Consider the following 15,002-nt stretch of genomic DNA (forward strand, 5'->3'; position numbering starts at 1 on the left):
AAATTTTATTCGTTAATTTTGAAAATGGCTGTGGATAAGTTGTGACAAACCAGCTAAAATGCAGTGGATAGATTAGCGTTCAGTTGTACGCAATTTTACCAAAAAATAAAATAAAAACAATAAGTTACCAATTCATACAATCGTTGTTATTTCAATACATTAGTTAAAAATAACTGTACAAACTAAGGTATATCATTACAGATGGAAAATTTTTGGCCTGCTTGTCTTTCTAAATTTCAGAAAGAACTTTCAGCACAACAATTCAATACTTGGATCAAACCGCTGCAAACGGAAGTTAATGGAGATGCTGTGCGCATCTTTGCGCCTAATCGTTTTGTGATGCAGTGGGTTAAAGATCGATTTTTGAAAAAAATTGAACAATTTGCAGAGGAGCATCAGCCTGATCTTCAAATTGAATTAGTGCTAGGCGACGCTACAGCCAAACCAGCTCCGGCCGAACCAGTGAAAAAAGTAGCTAAAACTGTGCTTGAAGCAAAACTACCCGCTGAAGAAATCAGGTCTGAGAGCATTAAACAGAATTTAACTGAAGTATTAGCTAAAACTAAGAAAACAGCGGCAAGCGCTGTTAAAAAAACAGACACTTCAAATTTAAACCCTACATTTAACTTCAATAACTACGTCACCGGCCGTGCTAACCAATTAGCACGCGCAGCAGCGATCCAAGTAGCCGAAAATCCCGGCAGTGCCTACAATCCGCTGTTCATCTATGGCGGTGTGGGTTTGGGTAAAACCCACTTGCTGCAAGCAATCGGTAACGAATTAAGACTACATAACCCTGATGCGAAGATTCGTTATTTGCACGCCGAGCGTTATGTATCTGATGTGGTAAAGGCCTATGAACATAAAGCGTTTGATGAATTTAAACGCCAATATCACTCACTGGATTTATTGCTGATTGATGATATTCAGTTTTTTGCTAAAAAAACACGTACGCAAGAAGAATTCTTTTACGCGTTTAACTCGCTGATTGAAGCAAAAAAACAAATTGTCATTACCTGTGACACTTATCCTAAAGAGATTGCCGACGTAGATGAGCGCTTAAGAACCCGCTTTAGCTGGGGTTTAACCGTAGCCGTAGAACCACCTGAACTAGAAATGCGTGTAGCAATCTTGCTGAAAAAGGCAGAAGCGGTAAATCTCAACCTGCCTGAGGACGTTGCATTTTTTATCGCTAAGCAAATCAGATCTAGCGTACGCGAGCTGGAAGGGGCCTTAAACCGCATTATTGCAATGTCTAAGTTCACAGGTCACGCCATTGACGTACACCTCGCCAAAGACGCTTTACGTGACTTAATCGCAGTACGTGGTCGCCAGGTCACTATGGAAAACATACAGAAGACCGTTGCTGACTACTACAAAATCAAAGTAGCAGAGATGTATAGCAAAAAAAGAACGCGTAATTTTGCCCGTCCTAGACAGATTGCCATGGCTTTATCCCGTGAATTAACCAATCATAGTTTCCCAGAAATTGGTGAGGCATTTGGTGGCAGACACCACACCACGGTGATGCATGCCTGCGATGAGATTGATCAATTAAGACAAAATGACGCCACCATTGCCAGAGATATTGGGTTTTTAGTGCAAGTAATTAGGGATTAAATAGTAAAAATCAGCTTAATTTTCTGCAATGGGGTTAAGGATATGTTGTGGATAAAATTAGCATAAGGTTGTGATTAAGAAATTTTGGAAAAATAATCAACAATTGACCCACAGTAGATTATGCTTTTACCAAGATAAAAAAATTTGTTGCAAGCTATTGAAAATATTAAATAAAAAGTAGTTATGCACAAAAAAATGCAACATTATTATTGTTATTATTTTATATATATATTATTTAGGTTAAAGAGATGAATATACAAATCAACCGAGAAACGTTATTAAAACCGTTAACTTCAGTTACTAGCATTGTAGAAAAGAGACATACGCTACCGATTTTGTCTAACTTATTGCTTGAAGCTAAACAAAACAAAATTCATCTCACGGCGACTGATTTAGAAATGCAAATTTCCTTATCTGTGGACAGTGCTACCAGTAATGATTTCTCAACAACGATATCAGCGAAGAAATTATTAGATATTTGCAGATCATTACCTGATAACTCTGATATCAATATGGCGACTAATGACAGCCGTATTACTGTGAAAGCGGGCAAGAGCCGTTTTAATTTACAGACATTACCGGCAGCTGATTATCCAGTGATGACTAAAACCCAATCACAAGGTACGGTGATTACTATTCCGCAAAGACAGCTTAAAGAGTTGTTGAAGCAAGTAGAGTTTGCTATGGCGCAACAAGACATCAGGTATTACTTGAATGGCTTATTGGTTGAAGTGGTAGCCAATCGTTTAAATATTGTAGGTACCGATGGTCATCGTTTAAGTTTTACTTCTACAGAATTAAAAGAAAACTATGAAAAACAAGATGTTATCTTGCCACGCAAGACGGTAATCGAGTTAATTAAGCTATTGGATGATAGTGAAGAAGATGTCAATGTAGAAATTGCCAATAACCAAGTTAACTTTAGTTTTGGTAATATTAGGCTGATTTCAAAAGTAATTGATGGTAAGTTCCCTGATTACAATCGTGTCATACCTACTGGTCATCAAAATACATTTACCACAGAGCGTTTAGGTGTATTGTTAGCAATGCAACGTGCATCGATTTTATCGAATGAGAAATATCGCGGTATCCGCATGGTGTTAAGCAACAATAATTTAAAACTAATCAGTACCAATAGCGACCAGGAAGAGGCAGAAGAAGAATTAGAAATAGCTTATGGCAGTGATGCACTGGATATTGGCTTTAATGTGACGTATCTCATTGATGTACTTAACAATACCAATAGTGAGCAAGTGACTTTCTCGTTTGCTGATGCAAACAGTAGCTGCTTGATTACCTTGCCAAATAACCCAGATTACAAATATGTTGTGATGCCAATGCGTATCTAACCTAGTGTTTCACGTGAAACAAGCTTCAGTATTTTTACTACGCGAAAAATACTGAATTTAAAGATAAATTTAGAGTAAAGAAAATAAGTATGAGTGAAAACAACGCAATATCACCAGATTATGATTCATCCAGTATTAAAATCTTGGAGGGTTTAGATGCCGTACGTAAACGCCCGGGCATGTATATCGGTGATACGTCAGATGGTTCAGGCTTGCACCATATGGTGTTTGAGGTTCTGGATAATGCCATTGATGAAGCATTAGCTGGTCATTGCGATGATATCAAAGTCATCATTCACCCAGATAACTCTGTCAGTGTGTCTGATAATGGCCGTGGTATTCCTACCGATATTAAGCAAGATGATATTAAAGCGGTAAAACGCTCTGCCGCTGAAATTGTGATGACAGAGCTGCATGCTGGCGGTAAGTTTGACCAAAACTCTTATAAAGTTTCAGGCGGCTTGCATGGTGTAGGTGTTTCCGTAGTAAATGCCTTATCTGATTGGTTAAAACTGAAAATTTATCGTAACGGTAAAGTGCATCAAATGGAGTTTCGTCGTGGCGAAGCTGTTGCGCCTCTAGCAGAAACAGGGGTGACTGATAAAAAAGGCACAGAAGTACACTTTTTAGCCTCAGTAGAAACCTTTGTGCTGGTTGAATACCATTTTGAAATTCTAGCGAAGCGTATTCGTGAGCTGTCATTTTTGAATAATGGCGTAAAAATCGAGCTGATAGACCAGCGTAACGGTAAAAGCGAAAACTTCGCATATTCAGGCGGCATTAAAGGCTTTGTTGAGTATATGAACCGTAGTAAAACAGTACTGCATCCTAAAACCTTTTACGCATCAGGTGAAAAAGATGGCATGACCATTGAAGTGGCCATGCAATGGAACGATTCTTACAGTGAAACTGTGCAATGTTTTACCAATAACATCCCACAACGCGATGGTGGTACCCATTTAACCGGCTTACGTACGGCAATGACACGTACTTTAAACCAGTATATCGAGCAAAGTGAGCTGGCTAAAAAAGCCAAAGTTGAAACCACCGGTGATGATATGCGTGAAGGCATCACCTGCGTACTCTCGGTGAAAGTGCCGGATCCTAAGTTTTCATCTCAAACCAAAGATAAACTGGTGTCTAGTGAAGTGCAGCCAGTGGTGTCTGAAATCGTTGCCGCAAAATTGGCTGAGTTTTTACAAGAAAACCCGGCGGATGCCAAAATTATCTGCGGTAAAGTAGTGGAAGCGGCACGTGCGCGTGAAGCTGCCCGTAAAGCACGTGAAATTACCCGCCGTAAAGGGGTGATGGATACCATGGGCTTGCCTGGTAAATTGGCTGATTGCCAAGAAAAAGACCCAGCACTTTGTGAAATTTACCTAGTCGAGGGTGATTCTGCGGGCGGTTCTGCTAAACAAGGTCGCGACCGTAAAAACCAGGCCATTTTGCCGCTAAAAGGTAAAATTTTAAACGTAGAAAAAGCACGTTTTGATAAATTGCTGAGCTCACAAGAGATCGCAACGCTTATTACAGCGCTGGGTACCAGCATAGGTAAAGCCGATTTCAGTGCTGAGAAGTTGCGTTATCATCGCATCATCATCATGACCGATGCAGACGTTGACGGTGCGCACATTCGTACCTTGTTGCTCACCTTCTTCTACCGCCAAATGACGGAATTGGTGGAACGTGGCCATATTTATATTGCGCAACCACCGTTATACAAAGTTAAACAGGGTAGGGACGAGCGTTACCTCAAAGATGAGCAGGAGTTAGATATCTACCTGTTGCAATCTGCGTTGAAAAACGCTGAGCTGGACACGAAAACTAGCGCCGGTATCCTCAAAGATGAGGCATTATCTGCAATTGCCAAACAAGTTGTGCTGACTGAAGCGGTAATACGCCGTATTTCTTCACTGTATGACGAGAGCGTACTGCGTGCGATTCAAGATGCAGGCGAAATTGATTTAAGCACAGAAGCTAGCGCTAACGCGATTGCAGAGAAACTACGCCCAATTTTAGGTGCAGTAGGTAGTGAAGTGATTGTAGCGTTTGATGCAGAAACCAATGCTTATCGCCTAGAAATCAACAAATACGTGCACGGTAATCTGCAATGCTGCGTGATTAATGCTGAGTTCTTGAACAGCGGTGATTACAGGCAATTGTTAAAAACATCCAATATGCTCAACGGCTTAGTGGGTGCGGGAGCAATTGTTAAACGTAATGACAAAGAGCAAACCATCTCTACGTTCAAGCAAGCGTTGGATTGGCTGCAAGGCGAAGCGAAAAACACCCTGAATATTCAGCGCTATAAAGGTCTTGGCGAAATGAACCCAGAGCAGTTATGGGAAACTACCATGGACCCAACTGTGCGCCGCTTACTCAAAGTACAAATTGACGACGCGATTGCAGCGGATGAGATATTTACTACCTTGATGGGTGATAATGTGGAGCCTAGACGTGCATTTATCGAAAGTAACGCACTGGGAGTGGGTAATTTGGATGTTTAGTTTTGTAGGTTCTCACTGATTTCTAGATTTTTGAATTTTAAGAAGTCATTTTCTTAATTTGTATAAGGGGCTCTATTAAGCCCTTTATACATTTCATAACAAAGAAAAAACAGTGATTTAATCACAGGTATTCGAGACAGAAGTGTTAAGTAATTGCCTCTTGATTTAAGATCTTTTAAAAAGCTAGATAGTTTAGAGTGCTTAATAAAAAAGCTATTTGTATAGTCGTTGCAACCCAAATTCGCATAATTGCTCTGCTTTCTGCCAACGCTGAGTATCAGGTAAGTTACCGAAATACACGATGCTAAATACCCCTTCAATAATTGATTGACAATAAAGACTAATCAATTCGAAGTCATCATTCAGCTTTAGCTCACCTATTGCTATTGAATCTTTAAGCAACTTTTCAATTTGCACAATTCGCTGCTTTTCCCAAGCATAGCGTAAGTGCAATAAGTCAGGAGTGTCGTTAATACCAATGTATAGAAAAAACAACACACGCTGTATAGAGCTAGGTTCAATGTAGCTACGAATCTCTTGCATGCAATATTGTTTTAAATTGAGCAGCGGGCTCAATGCCATATCATTTTGAAATGGCTTAACTTGGTCAAGCGCGCGTTTTACCATGGCGATGGCGACTTCTAACTTGCCTTTGTAATGTCCATACACTGCACCGCGCGATAGCATTGCGGCCTCTGCAATATCAGACATTGTTGTGAGCGTAAACCCTTTACTGTAGAACACTAGTTCCGCAGCATCCAAAATCTGGTCACGGGTTTTTTGAGCATCCTCTTTGGTTTTTCTAGCCATAGCGATAATCATGCATAGGAGTTGAGTTGTATGATTATAGCAAATAATAATTAATCAGTCGTGATTGATTAATTAAATAATTATCGATAGAATGGTCTTTCTGTCATTTAAGGCCGTTGTATGTCGCTATTCCAATTACGATCAATTCTTATCTTTGTATCACTTTTTTTGCAGCTGGGGTTAGCTGCATGTAGTAAACAAGAAAGTGCTGCCGCCACACAAATCGGTGCGCCAGAAGTAGATGTTATCCAGGTACAGTATGCTGAAATTCCTAGGGATGTAGAGTTGCCAGGGCGTGTAGAGGCTTATCGAATTGCAGAGGTCCGTGCACGCGTGACTGGAATTGTATCCAAGCGCTTATATCAGGAAGGGCAGGCTGTAAAAAGTGGTATGCCACTATTTGCGCTAAATCCAGAGCAACTGCTGGCAACAAAGCTAGAGTCTGATGCTGAGCTGGCAAAAACAGAGGCAAACTTAGTGAATGCTAACGACAAGCTAGCTCGCTACGAAGCATTAGTAGGCGATCAGTCAGTTAGCCAACGCGACTACGGTGCAGCTAAGGCTGAAGTGCAGCTGGCAAAAGCTGAAGTAGCTTCGGCACAAGCCAAACTTAATCGTGCAAAACTAGATGTTGGTTATGCCAATGTGGTATCACCTATTGATGGTGTAGCACGCCGTGCGCTAGTCACTGAGGGCGCGCTAGTCGGAAAAGATGAGGCGACGCATATGACGACAGTGGAGCAAATTAACCCGGTCTATGTGAACTTTGCGCAGTCTTCGTCAGAGGTATTTGTGTTGCGCAAGTCGTTACGTGGTGGACAACTTAAAAGCAATGACGGTCAATTTAAAATTGAATTATTGCTGCCAGATGGCTCCCTGTATCCAAATGCTGGAAAACTTTCATTCTCTGATGTTTCTGTAAATCAAACCACTGACTCAGTGGTGATGCGCGCTATCTTTGATAACCCACAGCAGGAATTAATGCCAGGTGCTTACGTGCGTTTAAGAATACGTCAGGCGACTAACCCTAATGCCATTCTCATTCCTAGAGATGCATTGATGCGTGATCAGTTTTCTACGCGTGTTTGGGTAGTCAATTCAAAACAAATTATAGAGTCGAGAGAAGTGCAGACAGGAAGTTTATCAGGTAAGCAGTGGGTAGTTGAGCAAGGCTTACAACCCGGAGATCAAGTAGTCGTAACCAATGCCGCAACGCAAACCGCGGGCACTAAAGTTACCCCAAAAGTGGTGACGATGACTGATACATCAGAAAAAACAACGAAAGCCGCTTCATGAGTAGATTTTTTATTGATCGCCCCATTTTTGCTTGGGTGATTGCGATCTTAATCGTATTAGCTGGCGTGCTGGCCATTAAGCAATTGCCAATTGCACAGTATCCTGATATTGCACCACCAGTGGTGAATATTGCTGCAAGCTATCCTGGTGCCTCTGCCAAGGTAGTGGAGGAAACCGTCACCTCAATTATAGAGCGCGAGATGAACGGCATTCCTGGTTTGATGTATGTGTCGGCCACCAGTAATTTTGGCTTAGCCTCAATCAGTGTCACATTCCGACAAGGAACTAATCCTGACTTAGCTGCAGTCGATGTGCAAAACCGACTTAAAAGCATAGAGGTACGATTACCGGAAATTGTACGTCGTAGCGGAATTAATGTGGAGAAGTCAGCAGATAGCTTCCAGTTAATTGTCTCTTTAACCTCTGAGGATAACCGTTACAGCGAGATTGACCTCGGTGAATTAGCATCCTCTACGGTGATCCCAACCCTAAAACGCGTGCAAGGCGTGGGTAAGGTGCAATCATTTAGTCCTGAGTACGCCATGCGTATCTGGCCAGATCCACAAAAGATGGCTGGTTTGAATGTAAGCGTTAGTGAGATTTCCAATGTATTACGTAGTTACAACACACGGCTAACGCTGGGGCAAGTTGGCGCTAATGGCGTCCCAGAAGCATCACCGCTTAGCGTTTCTCTGGAGGCGGAAGCAACTCTAAAAACTGTCGAAGATTTTGCCAATGTGCCGTTACGCACGCAAGCCGATGGTTCTGCGCTACTCATAAAAGATGTGGCACGAGTAGAGCTAGGCAGTAGCGATTACACCTTTAGTTCTAAAGTGAACGGCAAGAATGCTGCGGGTATGGCAATTAAGCTATCCCCAGGCTCTAATGCGGTAGAAACCGTTGCTCGGGTTAAAGAGTCGATGGCAAAAATGCAGGCATATTTTCCACCTAATGTCATGTACCAACTGTCATACGACTCCTCGGCCTTCGTGTCGATTTCGATTAAAAAAGTGATTCAGACCTTAGTCGAAGCAGTGATACTCGTGTTCTTGGTCATGTATCTGTTTATGCAGAATCTACGCGCCACGCTCATTCCAACTATCGTAGTGCCAATTGCCCTAATGGGTACATTTGCCGTGATGTACTGGCTGGGTTACTCCATCAACGTATTGACCATGTTTGGTGTGGTGCTGGCAATTGGTATCTTAGTAGATGACGCTATCGTGGTAGTAGAAAACGTAGAGCGCCTTATTGTCGAAGAAGGTTTATCTGCCTACGATGCAACAGTAAAAGCTATGTCGCAAATTAGTGGCGCGGTTGTTGGCATTACGGTAGTGCTAGTGTCGGTATTTATTCCGATGGCATTTTTCAGTGGCGCTGTAGGTAATATTTACCGCCAGTTCTCATTGTCATTATCGGTATCGATAGCCTTTTCTGCGTTTTTAGCACTGTCACTAACGCCTGCACTGTGTTCAACATTATTACGACACGAGCCTCAAGTCAAAGCGCGATTTTTTATCTGGTTTAATCGTAGCTTTAAGCGTATGACTGAGCGTTACACACGCCTCACAGGTGGCCTACTGAATAAGCCATTACGCTGGTTGGTGGTGTTTGCCCTCATTGTCACTTTGGTTGGCTGGCTGTTTGCACGCCTTCCAGGTGCATTCTTGCCAGAAGAAGATCAAGGTAACTTTATGGTAATGGTGTCGCTACCACAGAGTGCCACCTTGGCCGAAACGGCAGAAGTGCTTGGTGACATCAGTAGCTACATTCAAAAAAATGAGCCGATCGAAAATATCTTTGAAGTAAGTGGTTTTAGCTTCTATGGCACGAGTACCAATAGTGGCATGTTATTTATCACGCTTAAAGACTGGCAAGAGCGTCCCAAGGCTGAGCAACAAGTAAAAGCGATTGTAGATCGGGTCAATCAGCAGTTTTTCGGTCGACCTAACCTGAGCATTTTTGCCATGAACGCACCGCCTCTGCCTGAACTTGGCAGTGTAGGTGGATTCGATTTGCGATTGGTAGACCGCGCCAGCGTAGGGATTGAAAAGCTGACAGAAGCGCGTGATCAGTTACTCACAGAGTCCACTAAGCACCCAGAGTTAACCAATGTGTTGTTTGCGGGACTATACAATGCACCAATTGTAAATGTGCATTTAGATCGTGCCAAAGCCAGTGCGCTAGGTATTTCTCTAGATGAAATTAACGAGACATTAGCAACACTACTTGGCTCTAATTATCTTGGTGACTTTGTTTATGGTAGTCAGGTGCGCCGTGTCATTGTGCAGGCAGATGGCAAACAGCGCCAAACATTGGAGGATGTTAAAAAAATCAGGCTAAAAGCGGCTGATGGTAGTCTCGTGCCTTTATCCTCAATCATCACTCTGGAGTGGGGCATGGGCACACCGCAGCGCACACGCTTTAACGGCTTCCCATCCTTTAATATTAACGGCGGTGCAGCGCCAGGCTACAGTAGCGGTGATGCTATGCATGCGATGGAAAAAATGGTGCAAAGTCTGGGCAAGGGGATTGGTTTTGAATGGGCTGGACAATCGCTAGAAGAAAAGCAATCAGGCAGTCAGGCCGCGTTGTTATTCGGCTTGTCTATTATGGTGGTATTTCTAGTATTAGCGGCTTTATATGAAAGCTGGGCAATACCGTTTGCAGTGATATTGGTCGTACCTTTGGGCGTGTTAGGTGCTTTATTAGGTGTGACAGTGCGTGAGCTACCTAATGACATTTACTTCAAAGTCGGCCTCATTGCGACGATAGGTTTATCTGCAAAGAACGCCATTCTGATTGTTGAGTTTGCGCGTGAGCATGTATTGCAAGGTATGCCACTGCTTGAGGCTAGCTTGCTAGCGGCGAAAGAGCGTTTACGCCCGATTGTCATGACGTCATTGGCATTTGGTGTTGGCGTGATGCCTCTGGCATTTGCAACTGGCGCTGCGTCTGGTGCCCAGATTGCTATTGGAACCAGCGTGCTAGGTGGCATTATTGCTGCCACCTTGCTGGCCATCTTTTTTGTTCCATTGTTTTTTATTGTGGTTGGACGCTGGATGCACAAACCAGAATCTACCCGTAAGGATTTTGCATGAAGCATTACCGTATTCCTGCCGTAGTTGCGCTGGCACTTGCCATCAGTAGTTGCTCCTTGATTCCTGAGTATTTGAGGCCTGCCGCCCCTGTGCCTGAGAGCTACCCTGGGCAGCCAGCCAATGACGCGGTGACTGAAGCCCCACCGCTAACTTGGCAGAGCTATTTTCCTGATGCTGACTTACAGAAATTAATTCAAGTTGGCTTGCAGCATAATCGTGACCTGAAAACAGCAGTATTGCGTATAGATGAAGCCAAGGCGCTCTATGGCATTCAAAATGCAGATCGTTTACCAACGATACAAGGCAATCTAAATTACGATCGTAATAAAACGGTATTTAGCTCCAGCCAAGCGTTTGAAGCTGAACTCTTCAAAGCTGGTGTAGGTATTTCTGATTTTGAAATTGATGTATTTGGTCGTGTCAAAAGCTTATCGCAAGCAGCGTTGGAACAATATCTGGCGATTACAGAAAACCAGCAGGCAATTCAGGCAACACTGGTGACAGAGATTGCAACGCAGTATGTCAATCTACTGACCATACACGCACAACTAAAACTTGCAGAACAAACGCTAGATGATAGAAAGCAAATTTTACAGCGTACCCAGCGGCGCTTTGATGCAGGTATTGATCAAGTGCTTGATTTAAAAGCAGCACAAATACAGGTTGAGCAAGTGCAGGCACAGCATGCCCAATGGCAGCGCCAGCTTGTTACTACGCAAAATGCGCTGTATTTGCTGCTGGGAGAGTCATCACAACGCACAATTTTAACAATTAAACCGCTGGAAGATTTAAAAGTTGGCGAAGCGCCAATTGGTATGCCTTCTAGTCTATTAACTAGAAGAGCAGATATTCGTGCAGCGGAGCATCAGCTCAAATCTGCCAATGCTAATATTGGTGGAGCAAGAGCAGCGTTTTACCCTCGCTTGCAATTAACGACCAATGTGGGTTTAGTCAACTCGGAGTTTACTAAATTATTTTCTGATACTGGGAGCAATTACTGGGCTTTTAGCCCACAACTCATTATCCCAATTTTTAACTATGGCAGAAACAAAGCCAATTTAAATCTAGCTGATGCTAGGCAGCACATTGAAGTCGTTAATTATGAAAAAACCATACAAACTGCCTTTCGTGAAGTAATGGATGTACTATCTGCTCGGGAGGCAATTGCTGAGGAAAGTTCTGCTAGAACAAGATTGAGTGATTTAGAGAGTAGCCGCCTACAACTAGTGAAACGAAAACTAGATCAAGGGTTGGTCACTTACCTAGAGTTACTAGATGCTCAGCGTAGCGTGCTAGACGCGCAGTCACAAGTATTACAAACTCGCCAACTAGTTTTACAAAATCAGGTGAATTTATATAAAGCTCTTGGTGGGAGTTAATAAACGTCTAGTAAACTAGTGGCGATTCAGATATAGATTGTGCCATCCCTAAGGATACAGCCGGTCTGGTTTTATATGTGAGATAACCAAGGATCTTTTGCTTAACTCAGAACATAGGATAACGAGATACGTTGCTGCCTTTGACTTGAGTTGCTAAGTGATCGATAAACGCACGCACTACGGGTGGTAGTCCACGTCGAGTGGTGAATACGATATGCAGTATCCCCATGGTTGTTTTCCATTCAGGAAAAACTCTAACTAGCCTTCCATTTTGTAAATCGTGGCTACAAGTATGGTCAGGCAGTAAAGCAATCCCAATACCCGCAATAGCAGCCTCTCTCACTGTTGCAAAGTCGATACAACTCAACTTTGGCTCATGTCTGATAGATTTAGTCCCTAATGAAGCATGATGAAATTGCCATTCGATGGTGCTATTTTGGTCAGACGTGGATATGGTTGGTAGCTCTGACAAATTGTCCAGTCTGGATTGATCGATACCATTAGCCAAATTTGGTGAGGCGACAAGTACTCGCTCGGAGTGGCCTAGGGTTCTCATCACTAACGATCCATCAGTATCCAATACGGTCCTTATCCTGATGGCCACATCAATTCGATCTTCAATCAGATTCACCGGATTATCCCCAGCAACCAGCTGTAATCTGGCGTGAGGGAAGTTCAAAAGAAATGATGAAAAGATAGGGGATAAAGTTTCATACAAACCAAGAGGACAACTGCATCGCACCAATCCTTTAGGCTCACTCAAAGATTCAGAGACTATGGAATCAGCCTGTTCAACATCGAGCATGATCACCTTGCATCGTTCATAAAAAGATTGCCCGATTTCAGTTACGCGAAATCGTCGGGTGGATCTTTCTATTAGGCGCGCGCCCAGTCTTTCTTCTAACAGGCCAATTCTTCTACTGATGGTCGATTTGGGAATGCGTACGCGCCTGCTAGCGGCAGCGAAACTACCTCCATTAACCACCTCGGCAAAGAGTATGTAATCATTGATATCGCGCATATTGTCTCATTTTTGGAACAATTAAACTCATTAAAGCAGTCTAGTGCATTTATTGGCTCACTGGCAATATTTCATCCATGCAGTAACGTTAAATTTAATTACTTAAGGAGAAATATCATGTCAGGAAAATTTGAAAGTAAAGTTGTGGTGGTGACTGGTGGTACGAGCGGCATTGGTCTGGCAACAGCTAAACACTTCTCAAATGAAGGTGCTAATGTCTACATCACTGGTCGCAGACCAGCTGAGCTTGAAGCCGCTATCAAATCAATTGGCGGGAAGGTAAAAGGAGTTCAGGCCGATATGTCGAAACTAGCTGATATTGACCGCTTGTACGATGCAGTCCAACAAGATCACTCTCAAATCGATGTGATATTCGCAAATGCGGGCGGCGGTAATATGTTGCCGTTGGGTGCGATTACCGAAGAACACTATGAAGATATTTTTGGCAGCAATGTTAAAGGGGTGATCTTCACTGTGCAGAAAGCATTGCCGTTGCTTAAGGATGGTGCCTCAATCGTATTGACGGGTTCTACAACCAGCGTAAAAGGTACAGCCGCTTTTAGTATCTATAGTGCATCGAAAGCAGCGATTCGAAATCTGGCACGAAGCTGGATTCTAGATCTTAAAGATCGCGGCATTCGTGTCAATGTAGTGAGCCCAGGTCCAATCAAAACGCCGGGTCTGGTTGAGCTAGCAGGTAACGATCCTGAGCAACAACAAGGCTTGCTTGATTATTTGGGCTCCCAGGTGCCACTAGGCCGAGTGGGTAACCCATATGAAGTAGCGAAAGCAGTCGCATTTTTATCATCTCCCGATGCCAGTTTCATTAACGGTACTGAGTTTTTTGTAGATGGTGGGCAGGCACAAATTTAAGTGTCATTGAACATTGATAAACTACAGTAAACTTAATATTCAACTTTGACTAAAGTGGCAACCATAAGTGGTTGCCACTTTTTTAACTTAATCAAAATTAATTACTAATCTAAACTATATCGCTGCTGCTACAAGTTCTGCTAGTGGCGTAGTTGCTCTGCCTATTAGTTGAGTAAGCTGTTTGCTGTTGTCATAAAGTGCGCCTTTGGATGCGCCGGTGTCAGAATCTGCGATAAGGTGGGCAAAAGCATCTGGTAGGCCGATCTTGACTAGTAGTGCTTGATACTCCGGCTCTGGCAGGTTGACGTAGTGGATGGTTTTTCCGGTTTGCTTGGATACTTCTGCCGCAAGCTCGGTAAGTGTGTAAGCACTATCACCAGCTAACTCATATATTTTTCCCGCTTGGTTTTCTGTGGTGAGGACTGTGGCATCTGCTAGTGCGTAGTCTGCACGGCTGGCGGAGGCAATCTTTCCGTCACCAGCACTGCCATAAAGTGTGCCGTGGGCAATGCTGGCAGCTAAGGAGCCAGTGTAGTTCTCGGTGTACCAGCCATGGCGTAATATCGCAAATGGCACATCTGCCTTGGCAAGGTATTGTTCGGTGGCTAGGTGCTCTGCCGCCAGGCCTAATGGTGAGGTATCTGCATGTAATACGCTGGTGTAGGCTAGTAGCTGAACATTGGCTCTTTTTGCAGCATCAACCACGGTACGGTGTTGTACAAAGCGTTGGCCGATCTCACTGGATGAAATCAGCAATACTTTGCTGGCACCGGCCAGTGCGGCATCCCATGATGCTGGTTGGTTGTAATCTGCATAACGTACCTGTACGCCTAAATCGGCCAAGTCTTTGGCTTTATCAAGGTTGCGAACAGCAGCTACGATGTTGGATGCAGGCGTTGTTTTTAAAAGTGCGGCAATCACTAGGCGGCCTAATTGGCCGGTTGCGCCGGTAATAACGATCATAATAAAACCTTTCTTTTACGATAAATGAGTTGGTGTAACGCATCATAATCTATATACTTACCATTAGTAAGTACGTACAAAAA

General features: G+C 43.3%; 10 protein-coding genes. 7 read left to right on the top strand and 3 right to left on the bottom strand.

The genetic code is table 11. From position 1 onward, the window contains the following. Positions 1-201: 201 nt before the first annotated feature. The 3 genes from dnaA to gyrB all read left to right on the top strand — a co-directional run bounded on the left by dnaA (position 202) and on the right by gyrB (position 5,476). Positions 202-1,620 carry a chromosomal replication initiator protein DnaA gene (gene dnaA / locus MMOL_RS00010; RefSeq protein WP_012777369.1) on the top strand — a complete coding sequence of 473 codons (1,419 nt, stop codon included), beginning with the start codon at positions 202-204 and terminating at the stop codon, positions 1,618-1,620. 248 nt (positions 1,621-1,868) lie between these two features. After that, positions 1,869-2,969, top strand: a complete 1,101-nt coding sequence (gene dnaN / locus MMOL_RS00015; protein WP_012777370.1) for a DNA polymerase III subunit beta — start codon at positions 1,869-1,871, stop codon at positions 2,967-2,969. 89 nt (positions 2,970-3,058) lie between these two features. Next, positions 3,059-5,476 carry a DNA topoisomerase (ATP-hydrolyzing) subunit B gene (gene gyrB / locus MMOL_RS00020; protein ID WP_012777371.1) on the top strand — a complete coding sequence of 806 codons (2,418 nt, stop codon included), beginning with the start codon at positions 3,059-3,061 and terminating at the stop codon, positions 5,474-5,476. Positions 5,477-5,689: 213 nt separating this feature from the next. On the opposite strand, the gene MMOL_RS00025 is transcribed toward gyrB, so the two are convergent. Beyond that, the gene (locus MMOL_RS00025; protein ID WP_041928594.1) at positions 5,690-6,286 is read right to left on the bottom strand and encodes a TetR/AcrR family transcriptional regulator; all 597 of its coding nucleotides are present in this window, start codon (positions 6,284-6,286) and stop codon (positions 5,690-5,692) included. Between the two features lie 120 nt (positions 6,287-6,406). Here MMOL_RS00025 and MMOL_RS00030 point away from each other — a divergent pair, with 120 nt between their 5' ends. The 3 genes from MMOL_RS00030 to MMOL_RS00040 are packed head-to-tail and all read left to right on the top strand — an operon-like array spanning position 6,407 to position 12,062. Beyond that, a complete protein-coding gene (locus tag MMOL_RS00030; RefSeq protein ID WP_012777373.1) occupies positions 6,407-7,582 on the top strand; it encodes an efflux RND transporter periplasmic adaptor subunit in 1,176 nt (391 codons plus the stop codon). Then, positions 7,579-10,683 carry a multidrug efflux RND transporter permease subunit gene (locus tag MMOL_RS00035; RefSeq protein ID WP_012777374.1) on the top strand — a complete coding sequence of 1,035 codons (3,105 nt, stop codon included), beginning with the start codon at positions 7,579-7,581 and terminating at the stop codon, positions 10,681-10,683. The genes MMOL_RS00030 and MMOL_RS00035 overlap by 4 nt, the downstream gene beginning before the upstream one ends. Then, positions 10,680-12,062 (top strand): efflux transporter outer membrane subunit, encoded by a 1,383-nt coding sequence (locus MMOL_RS00040; RefSeq protein WP_012777375.1) that lies wholly within the window; start codon positions 10,680-10,682, stop codon positions 12,060-12,062. The genes MMOL_RS00035 and MMOL_RS00040 overlap by 4 nt, the downstream gene beginning before the upstream one ends. A 106-nt stretch (positions 12,063-12,168) precedes the next feature. Here the strand turns inward: MMOL_RS00040 and MMOL_RS00045 are convergent, their stop codons facing one another. After that, positions 12,169-13,083, bottom strand: coding sequence for a LysR family transcriptional regulator (locus MMOL_RS00045; RefSeq protein WP_012777376.1), 915 nt, complete (start codon positions 13,081-13,083; stop codon positions 12,169-12,171). Between the two features lie 117 nt (positions 13,084-13,200). Between MMOL_RS00045 and MMOL_RS00050 the strand changes: the two genes are divergently transcribed. Beyond that, the gene (locus tag MMOL_RS00050) at positions 13,201-13,956 is read left to right on the top strand and encodes an SDR family NAD(P)-dependent oxidoreductase (RefSeq protein ID WP_012777377.1); all 756 of its coding nucleotides are present in this window, start codon (positions 13,201-13,203) and stop codon (positions 13,954-13,956) included. A 114-nt stretch (positions 13,957-14,070) separates the two neighbouring features. Here the strand turns inward: MMOL_RS00050 and MMOL_RS00055 are convergent, their stop codons facing one another. Further along, entirely contained in the window at positions 14,071-14,919 is an 849-nt protein-coding gene (locus tag MMOL_RS00055) for an SDR family oxidoreductase (RefSeq protein WP_012777378.1), read from the bottom strand. Positions 14,920-15,002 lie beyond the last annotated feature (83 nt).

The sequence above is a fragment of the Methylotenera mobilis JLW8 genome, from assembly GCF_000023705.1.
Taxonomy (GTDB): domain Bacteria; phylum Pseudomonadota; class Gammaproteobacteria; order Burkholderiales; family Methylophilaceae; genus Methylotenera; species Methylotenera mobilis.

Coding starts and splice junctions, on each gene's coding strand:
- dnaA (WP_012777369.1), top strand. CDS start 202: ATGGAAAATTTTTGGCCTGCTTGTCTTTCTAAATTTCAGAAAGAACTT.
- dnaN (WP_012777370.1), top strand. CDS start 1,869: ATGAATATACAAATCAACCGAGAAACGTTATTAAAACCGTTAACTTCA.
- gyrB (WP_012777371.1), top strand. CDS start 3,059: ATGAGTGAAAACAACGCAATATCACCAGATTATGATTCATCCAGTATT.
- MMOL_RS00025 (WP_041928594.1), bottom strand. CDS start 6,286: ATGGCTAGAAAAACCAAAGAGGATGCTCAAAAAACCCGTGACCAGATT.
- MMOL_RS00030 (WP_012777373.1), top strand. CDS start 6,407: ATGTCGCTATTCCAATTACGATCAATTCTTATCTTTGTATCACTTTTT.
- MMOL_RS00035 (WP_012777374.1), top strand. CDS start 7,579: ATGAGTAGATTTTTTATTGATCGCCCCATTTTTGCTTGGGTGATTGCG.
- MMOL_RS00040 (WP_012777375.1), top strand. CDS start 10,680: ATGAAGCATTACCGTATTCCTGCCGTAGTTGCGCTGGCACTTGCCATC.
- MMOL_RS00045 (WP_012777376.1), bottom strand. CDS start 13,083: ATGCGCGATATCAATGATTACATACTCTTTGCCGAGGTGGTTAATGGA.
- MMOL_RS00050 (WP_012777377.1), top strand. CDS start 13,201: ATGTCAGGAAAATTTGAAAGTAAAGTTGTGGTGGTGACTGGTGGTACG.
- MMOL_RS00055 (WP_012777378.1), bottom strand. CDS start 14,919: ATGATCGTTATTACCGGCGCAACCGGCCAATTAGGCCGCCTAGTGATT.